At 73.9% G+C, this 20,186-nt stretch carries 21 protein-coding genes; 10 read left to right on the forward strand and 11 right to left on the reverse strand.

Annotated elements, in window-relative coordinates:
* Positions 1-36: 36 nt before the first annotated feature.
* Together ADY59_RS52835 and ADY59_RS31290 are read right to left on the reverse strand one after the other, a co-directional pair.
* A complete protein-coding gene (locus ADY59_RS52835) occupies positions 37-234 on the reverse strand; it encodes a DUF5999 family protein (protein WP_049569633.1) in 198 nt (65 codons plus the stop codon).
* A 199-nt stretch (positions 235-433) separates the two neighbouring features.
* Positions 434-994: a TetR/AcrR family transcriptional regulator C-terminal domain-containing protein gene (locus tag ADY59_RS31290; RefSeq protein WP_053175305.1), complete on the reverse strand. Its 561-nt coding sequence runs from the start codon at positions 992-994 to the stop codon at positions 434-436.
* Between the two features lie 118 nt (positions 995-1,112).
* Here ADY59_RS31290 and ADY59_RS31295 point away from each other — a divergent pair, with 118 nt between their 5' ends.
* Positions 1,113-1,511, forward strand: a complete 399-nt coding sequence (locus ADY59_RS31295; protein WP_049569638.1) for a hypothetical protein — start codon at positions 1,113-1,115, stop codon at positions 1,509-1,511.
* Positions 1,512-1,600: 89 nt separating this feature from the next.
* Here the strand turns inward: ADY59_RS31295 and ADY59_RS31300 are convergent, their stop codons facing one another.
* From ADY59_RS31300 to ADY59_RS31310, 3 genes are all read right to left on the reverse strand, one after another.
* Positions 1,601-2,914, reverse strand: a complete 1,314-nt coding sequence (locus ADY59_RS31300; protein ID WP_049569640.1) for an RNA polymerase sigma factor — start codon at positions 2,912-2,914, stop codon at positions 1,601-1,603.
* A 152-nt stretch (positions 2,915-3,066) separates the two neighbouring features.
* Positions 3,067-3,387, reverse strand: a complete 321-nt coding sequence (locus ADY59_RS31305) for a hypothetical protein (protein ID WP_156325850.1) — start codon at positions 3,385-3,387, stop codon at positions 3,067-3,069.
* A 45-nt stretch (positions 3,388-3,432) separates the two neighbouring features.
* The gene (locus ADY59_RS31310; protein WP_049569645.1) at positions 3,433-4,578 is read right to left on the reverse strand and encodes an AMP-binding protein; all 1,146 of its coding nucleotides are present in this window, start codon (positions 4,576-4,578) and stop codon (positions 3,433-3,435) included.
* A gap of 81 nt (positions 4,579-4,659) precedes the next feature.
* On the opposite strand from ADY59_RS31310, the gene ADY59_RS31315 reads away from it, so the two are divergent.
* Positions 4,660-5,553 (forward strand): o-succinylbenzoate synthase, encoded by an 894-nt coding sequence (locus tag ADY59_RS31315; protein WP_231618985.1) that lies wholly within the window; start codon positions 4,660-4,662, stop codon positions 5,551-5,553.
* On the forward strand, positions 5,550-7,214 hold the full coding sequence (gene menD, locus ADY59_RS31320) for a 2-succinyl-5-enolpyruvyl-6-hydroxy-3-cyclohexene-1-carboxylic-acid synthase (protein ID WP_049569649.1): 1,665 nt from the start codon (positions 5,550-5,552) through the stop codon (positions 7,212-7,214). The genes ADY59_RS31315 and menD overlap by 4 nt, the downstream gene beginning before the upstream one ends.
* Here menD and ADY59_RS31325 read toward each other — a convergent pair.
* The 4 genes from ADY59_RS31325 to ADY59_RS31340 all read right to left on the reverse strand — a co-directional run bounded on the left by ADY59_RS31325 (position 7,201) and on the right by ADY59_RS31340 (position 9,881).
* Positions 7,201-7,584 carry an STAS domain-containing protein gene (locus tag ADY59_RS31325; protein WP_063780841.1) on the reverse strand — a complete coding sequence of 128 codons (384 nt, stop codon included), beginning with the start codon at positions 7,582-7,584 and terminating at the stop codon, positions 7,201-7,203. The two genes, menD and ADY59_RS31325, sit on opposite strands and share 14 nt — an antisense overlap.
* Positions 7,585-7,679: 95 nt before the next feature.
* Positions 7,680-8,420 (reverse strand): GntR family transcriptional regulator, encoded by a 741-nt coding sequence (locus ADY59_RS31330; RefSeq protein WP_049569652.1) that lies wholly within the window; start codon positions 8,418-8,420, stop codon positions 7,680-7,682.
* Between the two features lie 44 nt (positions 8,421-8,464).
* A complete protein-coding gene (locus tag ADY59_RS31335) occupies positions 8,465-9,175 on the reverse strand; it encodes an HAD family hydrolase (protein WP_197093947.1) in 711 nt (236 codons plus the stop codon).
* A 40-nt stretch (positions 9,176-9,215) separates the two neighbouring features.
* On the reverse strand, positions 9,216-9,881 hold the full coding sequence (locus ADY59_RS31340; RefSeq protein WP_049569656.1) for a GntR family transcriptional regulator: 666 nt from the start codon (positions 9,879-9,881) through the stop codon (positions 9,216-9,218).
* A 57-nt stretch (positions 9,882-9,938) separates the two neighbouring features.
* Between ADY59_RS31340 and ADY59_RS31345 the strand changes: the two genes are divergently transcribed.
* Both ADY59_RS31345 and ADY59_RS31350 read left to right on the forward strand, forming a co-directional pair.
* Positions 9,939-11,126 carry a CaiB/BaiF CoA transferase family protein gene (locus ADY59_RS31345; RefSeq protein ID WP_049569659.1) on the forward strand — a complete coding sequence of 396 codons (1,188 nt, stop codon included), beginning with the start codon at positions 9,939-9,941 and terminating at the stop codon, positions 11,124-11,126.
* Complete coding sequence (locus ADY59_RS31350; RefSeq protein WP_049569661.1) at positions 11,123-11,953, forward strand: HpcH/HpaI aldolase/citrate lyase family protein; 831 nt, start codon at positions 11,123-11,125, stop codon at positions 11,951-11,953. Before ADY59_RS31345 ends, ADY59_RS31350 begins: the two co-directional genes overlap by 4 nt.
* Positions 11,954-11,966: 13 nt before the next feature.
* On the opposite strand, the gene ADY59_RS31355 is transcribed toward ADY59_RS31350, so the two are convergent.
* Complete coding sequence (locus tag ADY59_RS31355; RefSeq protein WP_231618986.1) at positions 11,967-12,599, reverse strand: TetR/AcrR family transcriptional regulator; 633 nt, start codon at positions 12,597-12,599, stop codon at positions 11,967-11,969.
* Positions 12,600-12,723: 124 nt separating this feature from the next.
* Here ADY59_RS31355 and ADY59_RS31360 point away from each other — a divergent pair, with 124 nt between their 5' ends.
* The 4 genes from ADY59_RS31360 to ADY59_RS31375 all read left to right on the forward strand — a co-directional run bounded on the left by ADY59_RS31360 (position 12,724) and on the right by ADY59_RS31375 (position 15,918).
* On the forward strand, positions 12,724-13,701 hold the full coding sequence (locus tag ADY59_RS31360; protein WP_049569664.1) for a sugar ABC transporter substrate-binding protein: 978 nt from the start codon (positions 12,724-12,726) through the stop codon (positions 13,699-13,701).
* On the forward strand, positions 13,698-14,720 hold the full coding sequence (locus ADY59_RS31365) for an ABC transporter permease (RefSeq protein WP_049569667.1): 1,023 nt from the start codon (positions 13,698-13,700) through the stop codon (positions 14,718-14,720). Before ADY59_RS31360 ends, ADY59_RS31365 begins: the two co-directional genes overlap by 4 nt.
* Positions 14,717-15,484 carry an ATP-binding cassette domain-containing protein gene (locus tag ADY59_RS31370; protein WP_049569670.1) on the forward strand — a complete coding sequence of 256 codons (768 nt, stop codon included), beginning with the start codon at positions 14,717-14,719 and terminating at the stop codon, positions 15,482-15,484. Before ADY59_RS31365 ends, ADY59_RS31370 begins: the two co-directional genes overlap by 4 nt.
* Positions 15,485-15,552: 68 nt before the next feature.
* Positions 15,553-15,918 carry a nuclear transport factor 2 family protein gene (locus ADY59_RS31375; protein WP_049569672.1) on the forward strand — a complete coding sequence of 122 codons (366 nt, stop codon included), beginning with the start codon at positions 15,553-15,555 and terminating at the stop codon, positions 15,916-15,918.
* Between the two features lie 20 nt (positions 15,919-15,938).
* On the opposite strand, the gene ADY59_RS31380 is transcribed toward ADY59_RS31375, so the two are convergent.
* Positions 15,939-19,151, reverse strand: a complete 3,213-nt coding sequence (locus ADY59_RS31380; protein ID WP_049569675.1) for a BTAD domain-containing putative transcriptional regulator — start codon at positions 19,149-19,151, stop codon at positions 15,939-15,941.
* Positions 19,152-19,215: 64 nt separating this feature from the next.
* On the opposite strand from ADY59_RS31380, the gene ADY59_RS31385 reads away from it, so the two are divergent.
* Positions 19,216-20,082, forward strand: coding sequence for an NAD(P)-dependent oxidoreductase (locus ADY59_RS31385; protein WP_049569678.1), 867 nt, complete (start codon positions 19,216-19,218; stop codon positions 20,080-20,082).
* Positions 20,083-20,186 lie beyond the last annotated feature (104 nt).

Consider the following 20,186-nt stretch of genomic DNA (forward strand, 5'->3'; position numbering starts at 1 on the left):
CCGGACGGGGCCGGTGGCCGCATGAGGAGCGTGCGGTCAGGCCGCGCCGACCAGAGGGTCCGGACGGTGCGGGGCGATGGCGGTGCCGCCAGGAAGAAGCTCCCCGGTGTCCTCGAACAGGACTACGCCGTTGCAGAGGAGGCTCCACCCCTGCTCGGGGTGGCAGGCCAGAGTGCGTGCGGCCTCGCGGTCGGGCGCCTCGGCAGACGGACAGGCCGGGTCGTGCGGGCACATCGGCGTGCCTCCGATATCTCGTGGGTGCGCTCCCGGTGGGGGCGGGAGCGGCTCGGGTATTCGTTTCCAGCAAGTGTGCGACGTATGTCACATGTTCCGACATAGTCCGTTAGGACTGTTAGAGGAGGATGCTCTTCGGCGTGTGACCTTCGACACAGCGTGCCTTATGCAGGATAACGGTCCAAGCTCGACACGCACACTACGTTTGCAAGCCTCGGAGCAACGCGTCGAGACCGCGTTCGAAGTCGGCGTCGGCGCGCTCGCCGCGCCGGATCCACTCGTCCGCCTCGGGGTCGGCCCAGCCCGACTGCTGGACCTCGACCGCCACGCTGCCGAACACGAACGCCCGCAGCGACCGCACGGCGTCGGCCGCGTCGGGCAGGCCCGCCTCGGAGAGCTGCTCGATCTGCTCGCCGATGGCCACGGCGGTGCCGCCCTTGGGCGGCTTGGTGAGCGCCAGGGCCAGGACGCCCGGATGCTCGCGCAGGACCTCGCGGCCGGCCCGGCACCACGCCCTGGCCGTCTCCTGCCAGGTGCCGGCCGGCTCCACCTGGACGGCGGTGACGTGCTCGGCCAGCGCGTCCATCAGCGCCTCCTTGCCCCGGGGCAGGTGGTGGTAGATGGCCATCGCCTCGACCTCCAGGGCGTCACCGAGCCGGCGCATGGTGAGCCTGCGCAGGCCCTGGGTGTCGGCGATGTGCAGCGCGGCCTCGATGATCCGCTCGCGCGAGAGGGGGATGGGTGGTCGCTTCGCGGGCATGGAGATCATCTTACTATGTAAAGGGCCCCGGGAGGGGGACGTCCGGTTACTGGGCGTGGCGCGGGACGGCGTACGCTTGTCGCCGGTAAGAGCCGACAGTGTTGAAGGGCAGAGTTCGATGGCGTTTTTCCGTCCGCGGGTCAGCCGCGAGGCCGAGGTCCGCTTCCACGCGGATGTGGAGATCTCCAAGGGCTACCCCGCGCTGCTCGACAAGGCCCGTGAGGCCGAGAGCACGCTGCGCGAGCTGCGGGCCGCCGACGCCGACGAGATCGAGCTGCTGGCCGCCGGGACCGCCTTCGACGAGGCGCTGACCGAGGCGCTGCGGGCCGCCGAGTCGGGGCAGCGGGCCACGTTCGGCGTGAAGGCCTACGACGACCGCATCGCCCGCCGCAAGGCCAAGGCCACGCCCGCCGGGGCCGCCTGGACCGCCGAGGTGGAGCGCCTGCGCACGCTGCGCGAGGACAACCGCATGTGGGGCATCCCGCGCGTCCCCAGGCCGGTCCCCGCCGCCCGCTGACGCCTCCGAAAAGACGTCCCATACGTCCCGGAGGACGTTCCTGGGAAAGGGGAAAGCCCCGGCCTGGTGGCCGGGGCTTCCTGATGGGCTCAGCTGGCCCAGTCGAGCAGCGGGCGCGTGTTGCTCGGGTGGCGCAGCTTCGACAGCGACTCCTTCTCCAGCTGCCGGATGCGCTCCCGGGTCAGGCCCATGTACTTGCCGATCTCGTCGAGCGTGTGCGGCTTGCCGTCCACCAGGCCGAACCGCAGCGCCATGATCTTCGCCTCGCGCGGCGACAGGTTCTGCAGCACGCCCCGCAGCTGGTCGCCCAGCAGCTGGCGGTCGACGATCTCCGACGCCTCGGGGGAGTCGACGTCCTCGATGAGGTCGCCGATCGTGGTCTCGCCGTCCTCGCCGATCGTCGCGTTCAGCGAGATCGGCTGGCGGCTGGTGCGCAGCAGCTCCTCGATCTGGTCGGGCGTCCTGTCGAGCTCGACGGCCAGTTCCTCGGGCGTGGGCTCGCGGCCCAGCCGCTGGTGCATGTCCCGCTCGATGCGCGACAGCTTGGAGAGCATCTCCAGCACGTGCACGGGCAGCCGGATGGTCCGGGCCGAGTCGGCGAAGCCACGCTGGATGGCCTGCCGGATCCACCACATGGCGTAGGTGGAGAACTTGAAGCCCTTGGTGTAGTCGAACTTCTCCACGGCCCTGATGAGGCCCAGGTTGCCCTCCTGGACGACGTCCAGCAGGGACATGCCGCGGTCGGTGTACTTCTTGGCCACGGACACGACCAGCCGGAGGTTGGCCTCCAGCATGTGGTCCTTGGCCGCCTTGCCGTCCTCGATCACCATGAGCAGGTCGTCGCGGGCGGCGGAGGACAGGTCGTCGCCGGTCTCCAGCTTGTACTCGGCGTACAGGCCGGCCTCGATGCGCCGGGCCAGGTCCACCTCCTGCGCGGCGGTGAGCAGGGTGCGGCGGCCGATGGACTTGAGGTAGGTGTGCACCGAGTCGCCCATGACCGACTGGTTGTCGTCCAGGTCGAGCGTCTCGTTCTCCAGGTCGGCCTCCTCCGGCTGCAGGACGACCTCGTCGGGAGCGTCCTCGTCGCCGGTTTTTGCCTTGGCGGCACCCGAGTCGGTAGTCTCGGGATTCGAAGCCTTCTTCCTGGTGGAGCGCTTGGTTGCGGGCCTGTCCGCGGCCTTCTTGCGCTGGGTGGGCGCCTTGATGGGCGGCTCGTCCCCGGCGGCCAGGCTGACCCCGGCGTCGGTGAGCTCGCGCAGGATCGACCGGCCCTGGGCGGGGCTGATGCCCGCCTGGGCGAACGCGTCACGCAGGTCCGCGAGAGAGAGGTGACCCTGGGCTCGCCCTCGGTCAATCAGCTGATCGAGGGTCGCGGGTGGGGTCGCCACGGCGGTTCGGGGCATGAGGACACCTCCTCCAACGGAGTGGAAGCGATTCTGGGCAGTTTGGGTGGGGCGGCCCGGCTCCGGCCGCACAACTCACCAGTATCAATAACGCCGATCGGCGCTATTTGTTCCCGCGGGGATGAAAAACGCCCAGAAGTGGACTGATGTCCCTATTCGGCCAGCTCGAACTCTCCCTGCCGGACCTCCGGCATGGGCATCGGGTTGGCCCCCTCCAGACGCTCTTCCGTCCAGTAGCCGATGACGTCCTCGGGATTCGGGTTGACCTCGGTGGTCACCACGAGGCCGTCTCCGGAGGGCTGCCCGGACGGTGTGGGCTGCGAGGGCTGATCCAGCGACTTCTCGATCACGGCCCGGGTCTGCCTGGCCTGGTCGAGCCTGCCCGCCGAGGCGGCCGCCGCGACGGAGACGCCACCGGCGACGATCACGCCGACGGCCACCGCGGATGCCCACATCTTGCGGGTCTGGTCCATGAACACTCCCTCCTTCTTCTCCCACTATGACGCATGCACAAGTCATCAGGTTCCGGACTTGAGGCGGATCAGATCGGTCTTCCCGTTCGGCAGCAGCGGCAAGCTCGGCAGGAGCCGCAGGTCACGGGGGGCGGCGTGCGGCGGCAGCCGGTCGGTGCAGTAGGCGCGCAACTGGGCCAGCGTGGGCGGGGCGGCGGGGTCGGCGGGCACCACGACGGCCACCACGAGCTCGCCCCACTCGGGGTCGGGGCGGCCCACCACGGCCACGTCGGCGACCTCGGGATGGGCGCCGAGGACGGCGGCCACGGAGGCGGCCGGCACCTTCTCGCCGCCGGTGTTGATGACGTCGTCGGCCCGGCCGAGCACCCGCAGCCGCCCGCCCGACAGCTCGCCCAGGTCCGAGGTGACGAACCAGCCCCCGCCGGGCGGGCCCGCCGGACTGTCGCGGTAGCCGGAGAACAGCACCGGCCCGGACACCAGGATCCGCCCGTCGTCGCCGATCTTCAGTTCCACCTGGTCGAGGGGCATGCCGTCGTACACGCACCCGCCGCTCGTCTCGCTCATCCCGTACGTCGTCACCACCCGCGCGCCGAGCGCCCGGGCCTCGGCGACCAGCCCCGGCCGGGGCGCGACCCCGCCGAGCAGGACGGTGCGGAACCTCGACAGGTCGGCGCGCAGCGCGACCAGCCGGTGCAACTGGGTGGGCACCAGCGACACGTGGTCGGCGCCGGACTCCAGCACCGCCACCGGGTCGAACCGCTCGTGCAGGACCGGTTCGCTCTCGCACAGCAGCGACCGCACGAGCACCTGCAGGCCGGAGACGTGGGAGACGGGCAGGCAGCACAGCCACCGCTCGCCCTTGGCCGCATCCAGCCGGCGCAGCGAGGCGGCCGCCGAGGCGCGCAGCGCGGCGGCCGAGAGCATCACGCCCTTGGGGGGCCCCGTGCTGCCGCTGGTGGCGATGACCACGGCCACCTCGCCGGGCACGCCGGCGCCGCCCGGCTGCCGCCTGCCACCGGAGTGGGTGGGGCGCAGGGCCGCGATGGCGGCGGCCTCCTGGCCCGGGATCAGGGGCAGCACCGCGGGGCCCTCGCCGGACAGCGCGTCGCGGATCGCCGCGAACAGCCGCGGCCCGGCGGGCAGCGCGACCGCGTGCAGCGGGCGGTCCGGATGCGACGGGTTCCTCCACATGCTCGTAAGGTTAATGGCGTCAGATCGGGCAGCGGCGCAGGGAGGGTCGTGACGCGTTCTCCCGTGGTTTTCCGGATTCCGATGCGCACCAGGTTCCGGGGGCAGACCGTCAGGGAAGGGGTGCTGCTGCACGGACCGGCCGGGTGGGGCGAGTTCTCGCCGTTCCCCGAGTACGGGCCGCGCGAGTGCGCCCGGTGGCTCGCGTGCGCGCGCGAGGCCGCCTTCGACGGGTGGCCGGCGCCGGTCCGCGACGCGGTCCCGGTCAACGCCACCGTGCCCGCCGTGGGGCCCGAGCAGGCCCACGAACTGGTCAGGCGCTCCGGCTGCGGCACCGCCAAGGTCAAGGTCGCCGAGCCGGGGCAGACGTTCGCCGAGGACGTGGCGCGGGTGGAGGCCGTGCGTGACGCGCTCGGCCCGTCGGGCCGTGTCCGGATCGACGCCAACGGCGCCTGGGAGGTCGGCGAGGCCGTGCGGCGGCTCAAGGAGCTCGACCGCTTCGGCCTGGAATACGCCGAGCAGCCGTGCGCCACGCTGGAGGAGCTGGCGGCCGTGCGGCGGGCCTGCGACGTGCCGATCGCCGCCGACGAGTCGATCCGCCGGGCGGACGACCCGCTGCGCGTCAGGGCCGCCGGGGCCGCCGACATCGCGGTCGTCAAGGTGCAGCCCCTGGGCGGGGTGCGCGCCGCGCTGCGGGTGGTGGAGGCGTGCGGGCTGCCGGCGGTGGTGTCGAGCGCCGTGGAGACCTCCGTGGGGCTGGCGGCGGGCGTCGCGCTGGCCGCCGCGCTGCCGGAGCTGCCGTACGCGTGCGGGCTCGGCACGATGTCGCTGCTGTCGGGCGACGTGGTGAGCGACTCGCTCGTCCCGGTGGGCGGGATGCTGCCGGTACGCCGACCAGATGTAGATTCTGAGCATTTGTCGGATTTTGAGATTGATTCTCCGTCGTGGCTACGCCGGATGCAGGAGGCGTCACTGTGAACCCCGCTACCGCGCTGGCCACGGTCCTGGTCGACGAGCTGGTGCGCTGCGGCCTGACCGACGTGGTGATCGCGCCCGGCTCCCGCTCCGCCCCGCTCGCCCTCGCGTTGCACGCCGAGTCCCGCGTGCGGCTGCACGTGCGCATCGACGAGCGGTCGGCGTCGTTCCTGGCGCTGGGCCTGGCCAGGCGCGGCGAGCGGCCGGTCGCGCTGGTCTGCTCCTCGGGCACCGCCACGGCCAACTTCCACCCGGCCGTGATCGAGGCGAGCGAGTCCGGCGTGCCGCTGCTCGTGCTCACCGCCGACCGCCCGCCCGAGCTGCGCGGCACCGGCGCCAACCAGACCATCGACCAGCTCAAGATGTACGGCACGGCGCCCCGGTGGTTCGCCGAGGTCGGGGTGCCCGAGGACCGGCCCGGCCAGGTGGCCTACTGGCGGTCGCTGGCCTGCCGCGCCTACCAGCGGGCGGCCGGCCCGGCCGATCCGGGGCCCGTCCACCTGAACCTGCCGTTCCGTGAGCCGCTGATCCCCGACGGCGACACCTCCTGGTGCGAACCGCTCGACGGCGACGCGGGCGGGCCGTGGGTGCGCACCCGGGTCGCGCCGCCGCCCGTCGCCCTGCACATCGCGCCCACCCGGCGCGGCGTGCTCGTGGTCGGCGACGGCGCGGCCAACGTGCGCCGCTACGTGGCGGCGGCCGGGATGGCGGGCTGGCCGGTGCTGTCGGAGCCCAACGGTGGCGGCCGCTACGGCGACCACGCGATCTCCACCTACCACTACCTGCTCGGCATGCCCGAGTTCGCCGACGCCCACCGGCCCGACGTGGTGGTCACGCTGGGGCGGCCCGGGCTGTCGCGGCCGCTGCTGTCGTGGCTGAAGCGGGCCGGGGAGCACATCGTGGTGTCACCCGGCCTGGACCGCTGGCCCGACCCGACCCGTTCGGCCACGCAGGTGGCGCAGGCGGTGGAGATCCCAGTGGCGGCCGGCGACGACAGCTGGCTGCACGCCTGGCGGCAGGCCGACGCGGCGGCCCGCACGGCGCTGGACGAGGTGCTGGACGACTCCGGGCTGAGCGAGCCCCGGCTGGCCCGCGACCTGGTCGACGGGCTGCCCAACGGGTCGCTGCTGTTCTGCGGGTCCTCGATGCCGATCCGCGACCTGGATCAGGCGATGCGGCCGCGGCGGGGGATCAGGGTGCTGGCCAACCGGGGCGCCTCCGGGATCGACGGGCTGGTGTCGTCGGCGATGGGGGCGGCGCTGGCGCACAACGGGCCCTCGTACGCGCTGCTCGGCGACCTGTCGTTCCTGCACGACCAGAACGGGCTCATCCTCGGCCCGCGCGAGCCCCGGCCGGACCTGTGCCTGGTCGTGGTCAACAACGACGGGGGCGGCATCTTCTCGCTGCTGCCGCAGGCGGCCGTGCGCGATCCGTTCGAGCGGGTGTTCGGCACGCCGCACGGGGTGGACCTCGGCTATGTGACGGCCGCGACCGGGACCCCGTACACGCTGGTGCAGGACATCTCGGAGCTGCCCAAGGCGCTGCGCGGGCAGGGGCCGAGGGTGGTGGAGGTGCGCACCGACCGCGAGGCGAACGCGCTCGTGCACGCCCACCTGCGCGACGCGGCCCAGGAGGCGGTGGCCACCTACCTCAAGGGGGTGTGAGCTCCCCGAGCGACGGCGTCTCGCAGGGGCGCCGCAGCGCCCTCAGCGGGGCGGTGACCTGCGCCTGGGGCGTGAGGTGGGCGTCGAGGCCGGTGATGCGCAGCAGGCGCGTCAGCGACGGCGGGACCTCGGCCAGCACGAGCGACGAGCCGCCCGCCTCGGCGTGCAGGCGGGCGGCGACGAGCGCGCCCAGCCCGGCCGCGTCGGCGAACGTCAGCCCGCGCAGGTCGAGCACCACCTCTCCGGGCCCGCGCGCCACCGCCTCGCGCAGCCGGGCGCGCAGCAGGGGGGTGGTGGCGATGTCGAGCTCGCCCGCGACCTCGACGGTCACGCGGCCGTCACGGACGGTGGTCGACAGGTGGAAGTCCATGCGCGTTCGCCGTTCTCGTGCCGGGATGGAGAAAGGGCGGCCAGGCGAAGAATACTCCACGTCGCGCCGTGGTGACAGAATGAGACCTTTCTGTATCATCGCTCGATGAGCGTGACCTCCAGCGAATAGTGCGAGGCCCGGTAGACGTGCGAGCCGTGCTCGACCGCCCGGCCCTGGTCGTCGTAGGTGGTGCGGATCATGGTCAGCAGCGGGGCGCCGCGCCGTTCGTCCAGGAGCTTGGCGTCGGCCTGGTTGGCGGCGCGGGCGCCGATGCGCTGGTTGGCCACCCGCATCCGCACCCCGGCGCCGCGCAGCAGCTCATACAGGCCGCGCGCCTCCAGGTCGGCGGCGGTGATCTGGGCCAGGCCGGTAGGCAGCCAGTTGTGCATGAGGGCCAGCGGCTCGCCCGCGGCGAACCGGAGCCGCTCGACGTAGAGCACCTCGCTGCCCGGCTCGACGCCGAGGATGGCGGCGATCCCCTCCTCGACCGGGCGGGGCTCCAGGGCGAGCACCTGCGTGGCCGGCTCCTGGCCGGAGCGGCGCAGGTCGTCGTAGAGGCTGGTCAGCTCGACCGAGCGCTTGACCTGGCCGTGCACGACCTGGGTGCCGACGCCGCGCTTGCGCACCAGCAGGCCCTTGTCCACGAGGTACTGGATCGCCTGGCGGATCGTCGGCCGCGACAGCCCGAGCTTGTCGGCCAGCAGGATCTCGTTGTCCAGCCGGGAGCCGGGGGCCAGGTCACCCCGGCGGATCGCTTCGGCGATCTGCTCCGCCACCTGGAAATAGAGCGGCACGGGGCTGGATCGATCCAGGTCGATCGCCAGATTCGCGGTCATGCTGATCAGCTTAACCGAGGTCAGAATGTCCAGACAAATGCTCGCTACCGGGTGACGAGAGGCGGCAGCTGTGTGAGCGAGGTGATGCGCGGGAAGCCCTCCGGGGGCGGGGTGAGGCCGAGGCGGTCGAGCCAGGCCGAGCGCATGCCGGTCACGGCCGGGCCGGTGACGTCCTTGGCCACGTCGTCGCCGACCAGCAGCACCTCCTGCGGCGCCAGGCCGAGCGCGGCGGCGGCGCCGGTGTAGCAGGCGGGGGCGGGTTTGTAGCGGCCGTCCAGCACCTCGCCCGTCAGCACCGGGCCGACCCGCCCGTGCAGGCCGATCGCGCGGACCTTGGCCTCCTGCATCTCCTGGGAGCCGTTGGTCAGGACGCCCAGGCGGAAGCCCCGCAGCGCCGCCACGGCGGCCGCCGCGTCGGGGTAGGCCCGCCACCCGTCCCGGTAGTGCCGCGCGTAGGAGGCGAAGGCGGCGTCCGGGTCGCCGGGGACCTCCAGGCCCAGCTCCAGGCAGAGCGCGCGGACGCGGCGGCGGCGCTGCTCCTGCCAGGAGCACTCGCCCGCGTGCCAGGCCGCCAGGTGCGGCTCCTCCAGCGCCTCCCACAGCGCGGCGGCCTCGCCCAGGCGCGGATGGCCGGGCGCGCGCTCCCGGACCCAGGCGGTGATGCCGGCGTCGGCGGCGCCGCGGTGGTCGAGCAGCGTGCCGTCGAGGTCGAACAGGACGCCTTTGATCGCGCCGTTGGTCACATTCCTGGTCACACTCCTGATCACATTCCTGGTCACATTCCTGGTCACACTGTCATCCTGCCAGCGGGTCCCGCCCCCGGCGATGCTCGCCGGCCCGCCGCACGTGCTCGATCATGAGGCGTTCGGCGGCCTGGCCGTCACCCGACTCCAGCGCGGCCAGGATCGCCTCGTGCGCCGTGAGCTGCGGGGCCACCTGCTCGGCGTCCAGCCAGAGGGAGGCGCCGGGCGGCACCGGGAAGCTGTTGCGCACCGCCCTGGCGTGCTGGCCGAGGAAGGCCGGGCCGCCGATGTCGGCGATCCGCAGGTGGAAGTGCCTGCTCTGCTCGGCCAGGTGACCGAGCGCGCCCTCCGCGGCGTCGCGGGCCATCGCGGCGTGCAGGTCGCGCAGCCAGGCCAGGTCGCCGGCGGTGACGCGGGCGGCGGCCAGCCGCGCGCCGAGGCCCTCGACGACCGCGCGCAGGCCGTAGAACTCCTCCAGCGCGTCGTCGCCCAGGTCCACCACGGTGGCGCCGTGGTGCGCCTCGTAGCTGATCAGCCGGTCCTTCTCCAGTCTGCGCAGCGCCTCGCGCACCGGCGTCACCGAGACGCCGAGCCGCCGGGCGACCGCCCCGGCGCGCAGTGCGGTGCCGCCGGGGATCCGGGCCGTGCGGATCTCCTCCAGCAGGACGCTGTAGACGTACTCGGCCTTGCTCATGGGCGGCTGGGGATCGGTGGGCATGTGTCCCTCGGAGCTCGCGAATTGACCTATGACATATTTCTTATAACTTACAGAACTATGACAAGCCTCGCAGACCTTCGGGTCATCGACGCCGCGACGCTGTTCGCCGGGCCCTCCGCCGCCATGATGCTGGGCGATTTCGGCGCCGACGTCGTCAAGATCGAGCACCCGAGGCGCGGCGACCCGTCGCGGGGGCACGGGGCGTCGGCCGGCGGGGTCGGGCTGTGGTGGAAGTCGCTGTCGCGCAACAAGCGCGCCGCCGCCGTGGACCTGTCGCGGGCCGACGGCCAGGAGATCCTGCGCCGCCTGGCCGCCCGCTCCGACGTGCTGGTGGAGAACTTCCGCCCGGGCACGCTGGAGCGCTGGGGCCTGGCGCCGGAGGACCTGATGGCGGCCAACCCGAGGCTGATCGTGGCGCGGATGACCGGGTTCGGGCAGTTCGGGCCGATGGCCGGGCAGCCGGGGTTCGGCACGCTGGCCGAGGCCATGAGCGGCTTCGCGGCGATGACGGGGGAGCCGGACGGGCCGCCCACGCTGCCGCCGCTGGCGCTCGCCGACGGCATCGCCGGTCTGGCCATGTGCTACGCGATCATGGTCGCGCTGCACGCCCGCGAGCGCACCGGACGCGGCCAGGTGATCGACATGGCCATCATCGAGCCCATTCTCGGCCTGCTCGGCCCGCAGATGACCGCCTACAAGGCGCTCGGCGTGGTGCCGCCGCGCACCGGCAACCGCTCCAGCAGCAACGCCCCGCGCAACACCTACCGCACCCGCGACGGCCGCTGGCTGGCCATCTCCACCAGCGCGCAGCCGATCGCCGAGCGCGTGGTGACCCTGGTGGGGCGGCCCGACCTGGTCGGGCAGCCGTGGTTCGCCACCGGCGCGGGCCGGGTCGAGCACGTGGACGAGCTCGACGAGGCCGTCGCCACCTGGATCGGCGAGCGGGACGCCGGCGAGGTGATCGCCCGCTTCGAGGAGGCGCAGGCCGCCGTCGCCCCGATCTACGACGTCACCGACATCGCCACGGACCCGCAGTACGCGGCGCTCGGCACGTTCGTCGAGGTGCCCGACGAGGAACTCGGCTCGGTCGTCATGCAGAACGTGCTGTTCCGGCTGTCGGACACGCCCGGCGAGGTGCGCTGGGCGGGCCGCCGCCTGGGCCGCGACACCGACGAGGTGCTCGGCGAGCTCGGCTACGCCGCCGCCGACCTGGCCCGCCTGCGCGAGAGCGGGGTGATCGCGTGAACGTGCCCCCCGTGACCTGGCTGTACGTGCCGGGCGACCGGCCGGACAGGTTCGCCAAGGCCGCCGCGTCCGGGGCGGACGTGGTGATCATCGATCTGGAGGACGCCGTCGCGCCCGCCCGCAAGGACGAGGCCCGCGCCAACGCCGTCGCCTACCTGCGCGAGCGTCCCGGCGACGGCGCGGTCCACGTACGGATCAACGATCTGGCCACCCAGCGGGGGCTGGACGACCTGGAGGCGGTCGGCGGGCTGGCCGGCGCGGTGCGGCTGCCCAAGGTGGAGTCGGGCGCCGCGCTGGACCTGGCGGAGCGCCTGGGAGTGCGGGCCTACGCGCTGCTGGAGTCGGCGGCGGGGATCGCCGGAGCGCGCGAGATCGCGGCTCATCCGAGCGTGGCGGGGGTCGCGCTCGGCGAGCAGGATCTGGCGGCCGAGCTGTCGATCACCGACGAGGGCGCCATGAACCACCTGCGGATGCAGGTGGTGCTGGCGGCCGCGGCGGCGGGGCTGCCGCCGGTGCCCATGTCGGTCTACCCGGACGTGCGCGACGAGGAGGGGCTGGCGGCCTCGTGCGCGGCCGGGCGGGGGATGGGGCTGTTCGGCAGGACCGCGATCCACCCCCGGCAGATCCCGGTGATCAGGCGGGCCTTCCGGCCGGGGGAGGAGGAGACCGCCAGGGCCGCCGAGATCGTCCGGGCGGCGGCGGAGGCCGAGGCCGCCGGGGCGGGCGCGGTGGCGCTGCCCGACGGCCGGTTCGTCGACGCGCCGATCGTCGCCCGCGCCCGCCGCACCCTGGAGCTGGCCGCCCGCCTGCACGACGACCTGCCCTGACGGGGCCGGGACGTCAGGGCGTCCAGCGGGACGAGAGCTCCTCGTCCCGGGCGGGCGGGCCCGGCAGCTCGCGGTGGGCCGGCGGGACGCGCAGCGAGTCCATCACCAGGGCCAGGTAGCGGTGGCGGAGCTGGGAGGTGCGCTCCGCGTCGCCCAGCTTGATGGAGGCGATCTGCTCGAACAGCAGCGCGAGGTCGGCCACCGTGACGTCGGGGCGCAGCACGCCCGCCGCCACCGCCCGGCGGTGCACCTCCTCGGCCACCTCGGCCGAGCGCGCCGCGTCGTGGTAGAGCTCCTCCGTGGGCTGGAAGGTGCCCGCCAGCTTGATCGTCAGCGAGTTGGTGTCGGCGTCCACGATGCCGCGCATGTAGCCGGCGAACGCCTCCCACGGGTCGCCCTGGTCGGCGAGCGCCCGCTCCGTCACGGCGATGTAGAGCTTCAGCCCGTCGCCGCAGAGCTTCTGCAGCAGCGCCTCCTTGCTGGGGTAACGGCGGTAGAGCGCGCTGATGCCGACGCCGGCCTTCTCGGCCACGGCCGCGATGGGGGCGCCGGGATCGGCGGTGAAGACCGCCCTGGCCGCCTGGAGGATCAGCTCGTCGTTCCGTGCGGCCTGCGCCTTGCGGCCGCTCATGGGTGCGGTGGTCATGCCCCCCATCATACGGGAACGAACAATTCCGTTCTAAATGCGGGCCACGCTGGTCCGCATGTCTATACATAGAGTTGATATTGCGGTAGAACCGGGGCGAGGCCGTTGCTCATGGAGGTGTCGGATGAGACGAACCCCGATCGTGCTGGCCCTGGCGAGCGCGCTGGCGCTGACCGCCTGCTCGGCGCCCGCCGGGGAACAGACGCGGACGACGGCGGCCGGCACGGCGCCGACCGCCGCCGGCGGCGGCACCTACGCCGTCATCACCCACAGCGCCGCCGGCGACTCCTTCTGGGACGTGGTCAAGAACGGCGCCGAGGCCGCGGGCAAGCAGTACGGCGCGAGCGTCACGTACCAGGGCGACAGCGACCCGGCCAAGCAGTCGCAGCTCATCGACCAGGCGGTGTCCGCCAAGGCGGACGGCGTCGTGGTGTCCATGGCCAACCCCGACGCGCTGCGTGAGTCCATCGGCAAGGCCGTCGCGGCCGGCATCCCGGTCGTCACCATCAACTCCGGCGCCGACGCCTCCAAGGCGATGGGCGCGATCACGCACGTCGGCCAGTCGGAGGACGTGGCCGGGCGCGGCGCCGGCGAACAGCTCAAGGCGGCCGGGGTGACCAAGCTGCTGTGCGTGATCCACGAGGCCGGCAACGTGGGCCTCGACCAGCGCTGCAAGGGCGCCGAGGAGACGCTCGGCGGCACCGTCGAGCGGCTGCAGGTGGACATCGGCAACCTGGCCGACGTGACCTCCAAGGTCGCCGCCAAGCTGCAGTCCGACCAGCAGGTCAACGGCGTGCTCGCGCTCAACCCGGCCGTCGCCGTCGCCGCCCGCGACGCGATCAGGGACGCGGGGTCGCAGGCCAAGCTGGCCACCTTCGACCTGTCGGCGGACGTGGTGACCGCCATCGGCGCCGGCGAGATCCTCTTCGCCGTGGACCAGCAGCAGTACCTCCAGGGCTACCTGCCGATCGTGTTCCTGCACCTGTACAAGAACAACCTCAACACCGTCGGCGGCGGCCTGCCGGTCAACACCGGGCCCGGCTTCGTCACCAAGGACAACGCCCAGCAGGTGGCCGAGCTGGCCGGGGCGGGCACCAGGTGACGGACGAGCGGCTCGCCGACGTCGGCGTGCTGCGCCGCCTGCTGATCCGGCCGGAGCTGGGCGCGGTAGTCGGGGCGCTCGTGGTGTTCGCGTTCTTCGCCTCGCAGTCGGCGGTGTTCCGCTCGCTCGACGGCGTGGCCAACTGGCTCGACCCGGCCTCGACGCTCGGCATCATGGCGGTGGCGATCGCGCTGCTCATGATCGGCGGCGAGTTCGACCTGTCGGCCGGCGTGCTGACCGGCACGACCGGGCTGATCCTCGTCACGCTCGCCACCGAGTACGGCCTGAACGTGTGGCCGGCCATGCTGGTCAGCCTCGTGGTGGCGCTGGCCGTCGGGCTGCTCAACGGGCTGATCGTGACGCGCACCAACCTGCCCAGCTTCATCGTGACGCTCGGCACGTTCCTCATGCTCCAGGGCCTCAACCTGGGCGTCACCAAGGCGCTCACCGGCACCGTGCAGGTCGGCGGCCTGCGCGAGGCGGGCGGCTACGCGGGCGCGCAGGCCGTCTTCGCGGGCACCGTCGAGGTCGCCGGCACCTCGTTCCGGGTCGCGATCCTGTGGTGGGTGCTGGTCACCGGGGCGGCCACCTGGGTGCTCATGCGGTCGCGGGCGGGCAACTGGATCTTCGCGGTGGGCGGCGACGAGCGCGCCGCCCGCGCGGTCGGGGTGCCCGCCGCCCGCACGAAGATCGCGCTGTTCATGACGACGGCGTTCGCGGCCTGGCTGGTCGGCTCCATGATGGCGCTGCGCTACACGTCCGTGCAGGCCAACATCGGCATCGGGCAGGAGTTCATCTACATCATCGCCGCCGTGATCGGCGGCTGCCTGCTCACCGGCGGGTACGGCTCCGCGATCGGCGCGGCGATCGGGGCGGTGATCTTCGGTATGGCCGACAAGGGCATCGTGTTCCTGGGCTGGGACGCCGACTGGTTCAAGTTCTTCCTGGGGGCCATGCTGCTGCTGGCCACGCTCGCCAACCGCCTGGTCCGGCGGTACGCCGAGGAGGTGCGGCATTGATTCTGCAGACCCGCGACATCGGCAAGTCGTTCGGCTCGGTGCTGGCGCTGCGCGGGGTGTCGATGGGGGTCGAGGCCGGGCAGGTCACCTGCGTGCTGGGCGACAACGGCGCCGGCAAGTCGACGCTCATCAAGATCCTGGCCGGGGTGCACCGGCACGACACGGGCACGCTGCTCGTCGACGGGGCCGAGGTGCGCCTCACCGGCCCGCGCGACGCGCTGGACCGCGGCATCGCCACCGTCTACCAGGACCTGGCGATGATCCCGCTGATGTCGGTGTGGCGCAACTTCTTCCTCGGCTCCGAGCCGCGCAAGGGCCTGGCCTTCGACGTCCGCACGGCGCGGCGGGTGGCCGGGGAGGAACTGCGCGCGATGGGCATCGACATCCGCGACGTGGACCAGCCGGTCGGCACGCTGTCCGGCGGCGAGCGGCAGTCGGTGGCGATCGCCAGGGCGGTCCACTTCGGCGCGCGGGTGCTCATCCTCGACGAGCCCACCTCGGCGCTCGGCGTCAAGCAGGCGGGAGTGGTGCTGCGCTACATCGCGCGGGCCAGGGATCGGGGGCTCGGCGTGGTGTTCATCACGCACAACCCGCATCACGCCTACCCGGTGGGGGACCGGTTCCTGCTGCTCAACCGGGGGGCGAGCCTGGGGGAGTACGCCAAGGCCGACATCACCAGGGAACGGCTGACCGCGCTGATGGCCGGTGAGGCGGAGCTGGAGGCGCTGGCCCACGAGCTCGAACGGGATGAATCTACAATGTAAAGGCGATCGGCTGATTGATTACCCTTACGGTGACAAAACACCAAATATCACCGATAAGGGAGCTGTTCGTGACTCGTGAAGCCGTGTGGGCCGTCATCTCCGCGATGTACGAGGCCTATACCCGGGGGGACCGCGCGGGGATCGACCGACTGCTGCATCCGGATGCCACGATCTTCGACTCGGCCGCGCCCGACCTGATCACCAGCAGGCGGCAGCTCGACAAGGTACGCGACGCCCGGCCCGCCGACGGCCCGGCCGAGCGCCTGCACGCCTACGACGAGGTCGTGGACGTGTGGGGCGACACCGCGCTGGCCCGCTACCTGCTGCGGGTCGACTACGCCGGCGGCGAGGTGGACATCGTCAGGACGACCAGCGTGCTGCGGCTCGTGGAGGGCTCCTGGCTCATCGTGCACGTCCACGAGAACACGCTCTGACCTGCCCGCGGCGTCGCGGCTCACCTGCCACTCGGTGCCGCGCCGAGGTCGCCGGGGAGCCCCGCCCGCAGGGCGCGCTCGTACGCGCGCGGGCTCAGGCCGGCTCTGACGGCCCGGGTGACGCGGTCGACGTCGCCGCGTTCGGCCGGGGGCAGCGGTGCGCCGGCCGCGTCGCGGGCCGCCGCGGCGGCGCCGAGCAGCCGGGCGGCCCGGACGTGGTCGCCGGCGAGAGCTTCGGCGCCGGCCAGTCCCTCGAAGGCGAGAGCGAGCGCCCGGGGGTCGCCGGTGCGGCGGGCGTGGCCGAGCCCCTCCGTGTGGAGCTCGCACGCGGCGCCGGCGTCCCCGCGCTGCTCGGCGATGAATCCGAGTTCGGCCAGGATGAACGCCACCCCGTGGTCGCCCTCCCAGCGCCGGCACCAGTCGAGCCAGGCGCGGAAGTGGGTCTCGGCGTCGTCCAGCCGGCCCTGGCGCCTGGCCACGATCCCGAGGCCGACCTCGGCGAACTCCTCGCCGCGCCGGTAGGCGTGGGCGGCGGCCAGCCGTCCGGCCCGTTCGTGGAGCTCCCGGGCCCGGCCGAGGTCGCCGGTCAGGACGGCGGTCCGGCCGAGCCGGGCCAGCATCTTGGAGACGTCGTTCCACAGCTCCAGGTCGCGGGCGAGCCGGTGCCCCCGCCGGCGCAGCCGCCCGGCCGTCTCGTAGTCGCCGGCCGTCTCGGCCAGGTCGCCGAGGGTGTAGGCGGTCTGCAACTGCCCCCAGCCGTCGCCGAGTTCGCGGAAGAGCGCCTGCGCCCGGCCGGCGTCCGCGCGTGCCCGGTCCGCTTCGCCCCGGTAGAGGTGGGCTTCGGCGCGTACGGCCAGGGCCGCGGCGGCGCCCCAGCGGTCGCCCAGCGCCTCGAAGGCGGCGTGCGCCCGGCCCGCGAGGCCGAGAGGCGCCGCCGGGTCGCCGAACCCGGTCATGCCCAGCGCGACGAACCATCGGGCGCGAGCCTGCCCCGCCGGGTCGCCGACGGTGTCGTACAGCTTGAGCGCGGCCCGGCTGCCGGTCTCGTCGGTATCGTGCAGGAGCAGCGACATGCCGGCGCGCCAGGCGCGGGCGGCCGCCCGCAGCGGGGCGGCGCCGCCGGTGGACAGCGCGAGATCGAGCGCACGCCGCGCCTCGGCGAACCTGCCTCGCAGGAACCAGAACCAGGCCAGGGCGTTGACCAGCCGCAGCGCGGTGTCGGTGACGTCGTGACGGACGGCGTGGGCGAGTGCGGCGCGGGCATTGGCGGTCTCGGCCTCCAGCCGTCGCAGCCACAGGAGCTGCCCGGGGCCGCGGAGCCCGGCGTCGGCCTGCTCGGCGAAGGCGGCGTAGTGGGCGAGGTGGCGGTCGCGGGTGCGCCGGTCGTCGTCGCCGGCCTCGGCGAGGCGCTCCGCGCCGTAGGCGGCGACCGACTCCAGCAGGCGGTAGCGGCCGTCGCGCTGGTGCACCAGGGACCGGTCGACCAGCCGGGCGAGCAGGCCGAGCACGTCGTCGCGGCTCACCTGCCCGTCCGCGCAGACGGCCTCGGCCGCCTCCAGCGTGCAGCCGTCGGCGCAGACGGACAGGCGGCGCAGCACGGTCTGCTCGCGCTCGCCGAGCAGGCCCCAGCTCCAGTCGATGGCCGCCCGCAGGGTGCGCTGCCGGGCCGGGGCGCCGCGCAGGGTCGCGGTGAGCACCCGGAAGCGGTCGTCGAGCCGGGCGGCGAGGTCGGCCACGGGCATGACCCGGACCCGGGCGGCGGCCATCTCCAGCGCGAGCGGGATGCCGTCGAGGCGGCGGCAGATCGTGGCGACGGCCTCCGCGTCGCCCGGCCCCAGGCGGAAGGCGGGGTCGGCGGCGGTGGCGCGGGCGACGAACAGCCGCACCGCGTCCGAGCGTTCCGGCTGGTCCGCGCCCGGTTCCGGCAGGTCCAGGGGCGCGACGGGCCACAGGCGTTCGCCCGCAACGGCGAGCGGCTCCTGGCTGGTGGCCAGGACGCGCAGGGCGGGCGCCGCGCGCAGCAGCCTGGCGGCCAGCTCGGCGACCGGCTCGACGACGTGCTCGCAGTTGTCCAGGACGAGCAGCAGGTCGCGGCCGGCGAGGGCGTCGGCGAGCCGGCCGGGCCGGGAGCGGGCGGGGGCGCGCCCGTCGTCGCGCAGGCCGAGCACCGCCGCGACGGCCTCGTGCACCTCGGCGGCGGTGCGCGCGGTGGCGAGCTCCACCAGCCAGGCCCCGTCCGGGTGCCGCGCGGCGGCCCGGCCGGCCGCCGCCAGCGCGAGGCGGGTCTTGCCGACGCCGCCGGGGCGGGTGGGGGGGACCGGCGGCCGGGCGGCCAGCAGCGCGCCGACGCGGCGCACGTCCCCGGCGCGGCCGATCAGGTCCGCCAGCGGCGCGGGCAGGTTGCCACGCGACCGCCCCACCGGCACGTCGGCGACCGGCGCGACCACCGCCGGCGAACCGGGCGGCAGGGCGGCGGGGGCCAGGGCGGGGTCTTGCCGGAGGATTGCCTCGTGCAGGTGGGCCAGGTCGGGGCCGGGGTCGAGGCCGAGGTCGTCGCGCAGCCGCTCGCGCAGGTCGGCGAGGCTCGCGAGCGCTTCGTCCTGGCGGCCCGCCAGGTACAGGGCGCGGGCGTGCGCGTGGCGCAGCCGCTCGCGCAGCGGGTGCGCGGCGACGAGCCCGCCCAGCTCGGCCGCGACCAGCGCGTGCTCGCCGAGTTCGAGCCGCGCGCCGGCGAGCTCTTCGAGCGCCACCAGACGCTGCTCCCCCAGCCGCCCGGCCTCCGTCCGGGCGAACTCCTCGTCGGCGTGGTCGGCGTACGCCGCCGCGCCCCGCCACAGGGCGGCGGCCTCGCCGAGCAGCCGCGCCCTCGCGCGCGGGTCGCCGGTGGCCTGGCCCGCGCGGCGCAGCAGCGTCTCGAAGCGCCCGGCGTCGACGGCGTCGTCGTCGGCCCGCAGCAGGTATGCCGACGGCCGGGATTCGATCAGGTCGCGGCCGCCCGGCTCGGCCTCCTCCAGGACGCGGCGCAGCAGCGAGACCTTGGACCGCACCGTGCGGACGTGGCCGGCCGGGGGCGCGTCACCCCACAGGATGCCGGCGAGCCGGTCCACGGAGACGGCGTGGCCCCGGTGCACCAGCAGCGCGGTCAGCAGGGTGCGGATCCTGGTCTCGGGGACGTGCACGGGCAACCCGCCCGACGTCCGCACCTCCAGGGGGCCCAGCACTCCGAAACGCACCCCGCAACCGTATCCGCAACCTTTCCGGAGACCGGCCGGAACCCCCCTCCCGCACAGTGGGGCCATGAACGAGACACCGAACGGATCCGTCACCGTCATCGGCCTGGGCCTCATGGGGCAGGCCCTGGCCGCCGCCTTCGCCGGGGCGGGTCACCCGACCACCGTGTGGAACCGCACGCCCGGCAAGGCGGACGACCTGATCGCCCGGGGAGCCGTGCTCGCGTCCTCCGTGGACGACGCCGTACGGGCGAGCGCCCTGGTCGTCGTCTGCCTCAGCGACGCGGACGCGGTCCGGGACACGCTCGGCCCGCACCGGGCGGCGCTGGCCGGGCGGACCCTCGTGAACCTGACCTCCGGGACCTCCGGCGAGGCTCGCGAGCTGGCGGCGTGGACGGCGGACTACGTGGACGGCGCGATCATGGCGGTTCCCGGCCTGATCGGCACGCCGGAGGCGTTCCTGCTGTTCAGCGGCTCGCAGGAGGCGTTCGACAGGCATCGCGACAGCCTGGGACGGCTCGGCACCGCGACCTTCTTCGGCACGGATCCCGGGCTGGCCTCCCTGTACGACGTGGCCCTGCTCGGCGTCATGTGGGGCATGCTCAACTCGTTCCTGCACGGGGCGGCGCTGCTGGGGGAGGCCGGGGTCGACGCGGCGGCGTTCGCGCCGTTCGCGAACCAGTGGGCCGCCAGTGTGACCGGCTTCATCAGCGAGTACGCCGGTCAGATCGACAAGGGCGGCTTCCCGGCCGATGACGCCACCCTGGAGACCCATCTGGCCACGATGAAGTACCTGGTCCGGGAGAGCGCGGCGGCGGGCGTCGACACCGAGTGGCCCGCCCGCATCCAGGCCCTGACCGAGCGTGCCATCGAAGCCGGCCACACCGGCGGCAGCTACGCCGCCCTCATCGAGGTCTTCCGCGGCCGGGCCTGACCGCTCGCCCGGCGTGGCCGTACCGGCGCAGGGGCGGCCGGGGGTCAGCCGGTGGTCATGCCCTGGGCCAGGTCGGCGGGGGCGGCGCCGGCGGAGCTGGCGGC

The organism is Nonomuraea sp. SBT364 (assembly GCF_001083785.1).
Classification (GTDB): domain Bacteria; phylum Actinomycetota; class Actinomycetes; order Streptosporangiales; family Streptosporangiaceae; genus Nonomuraea.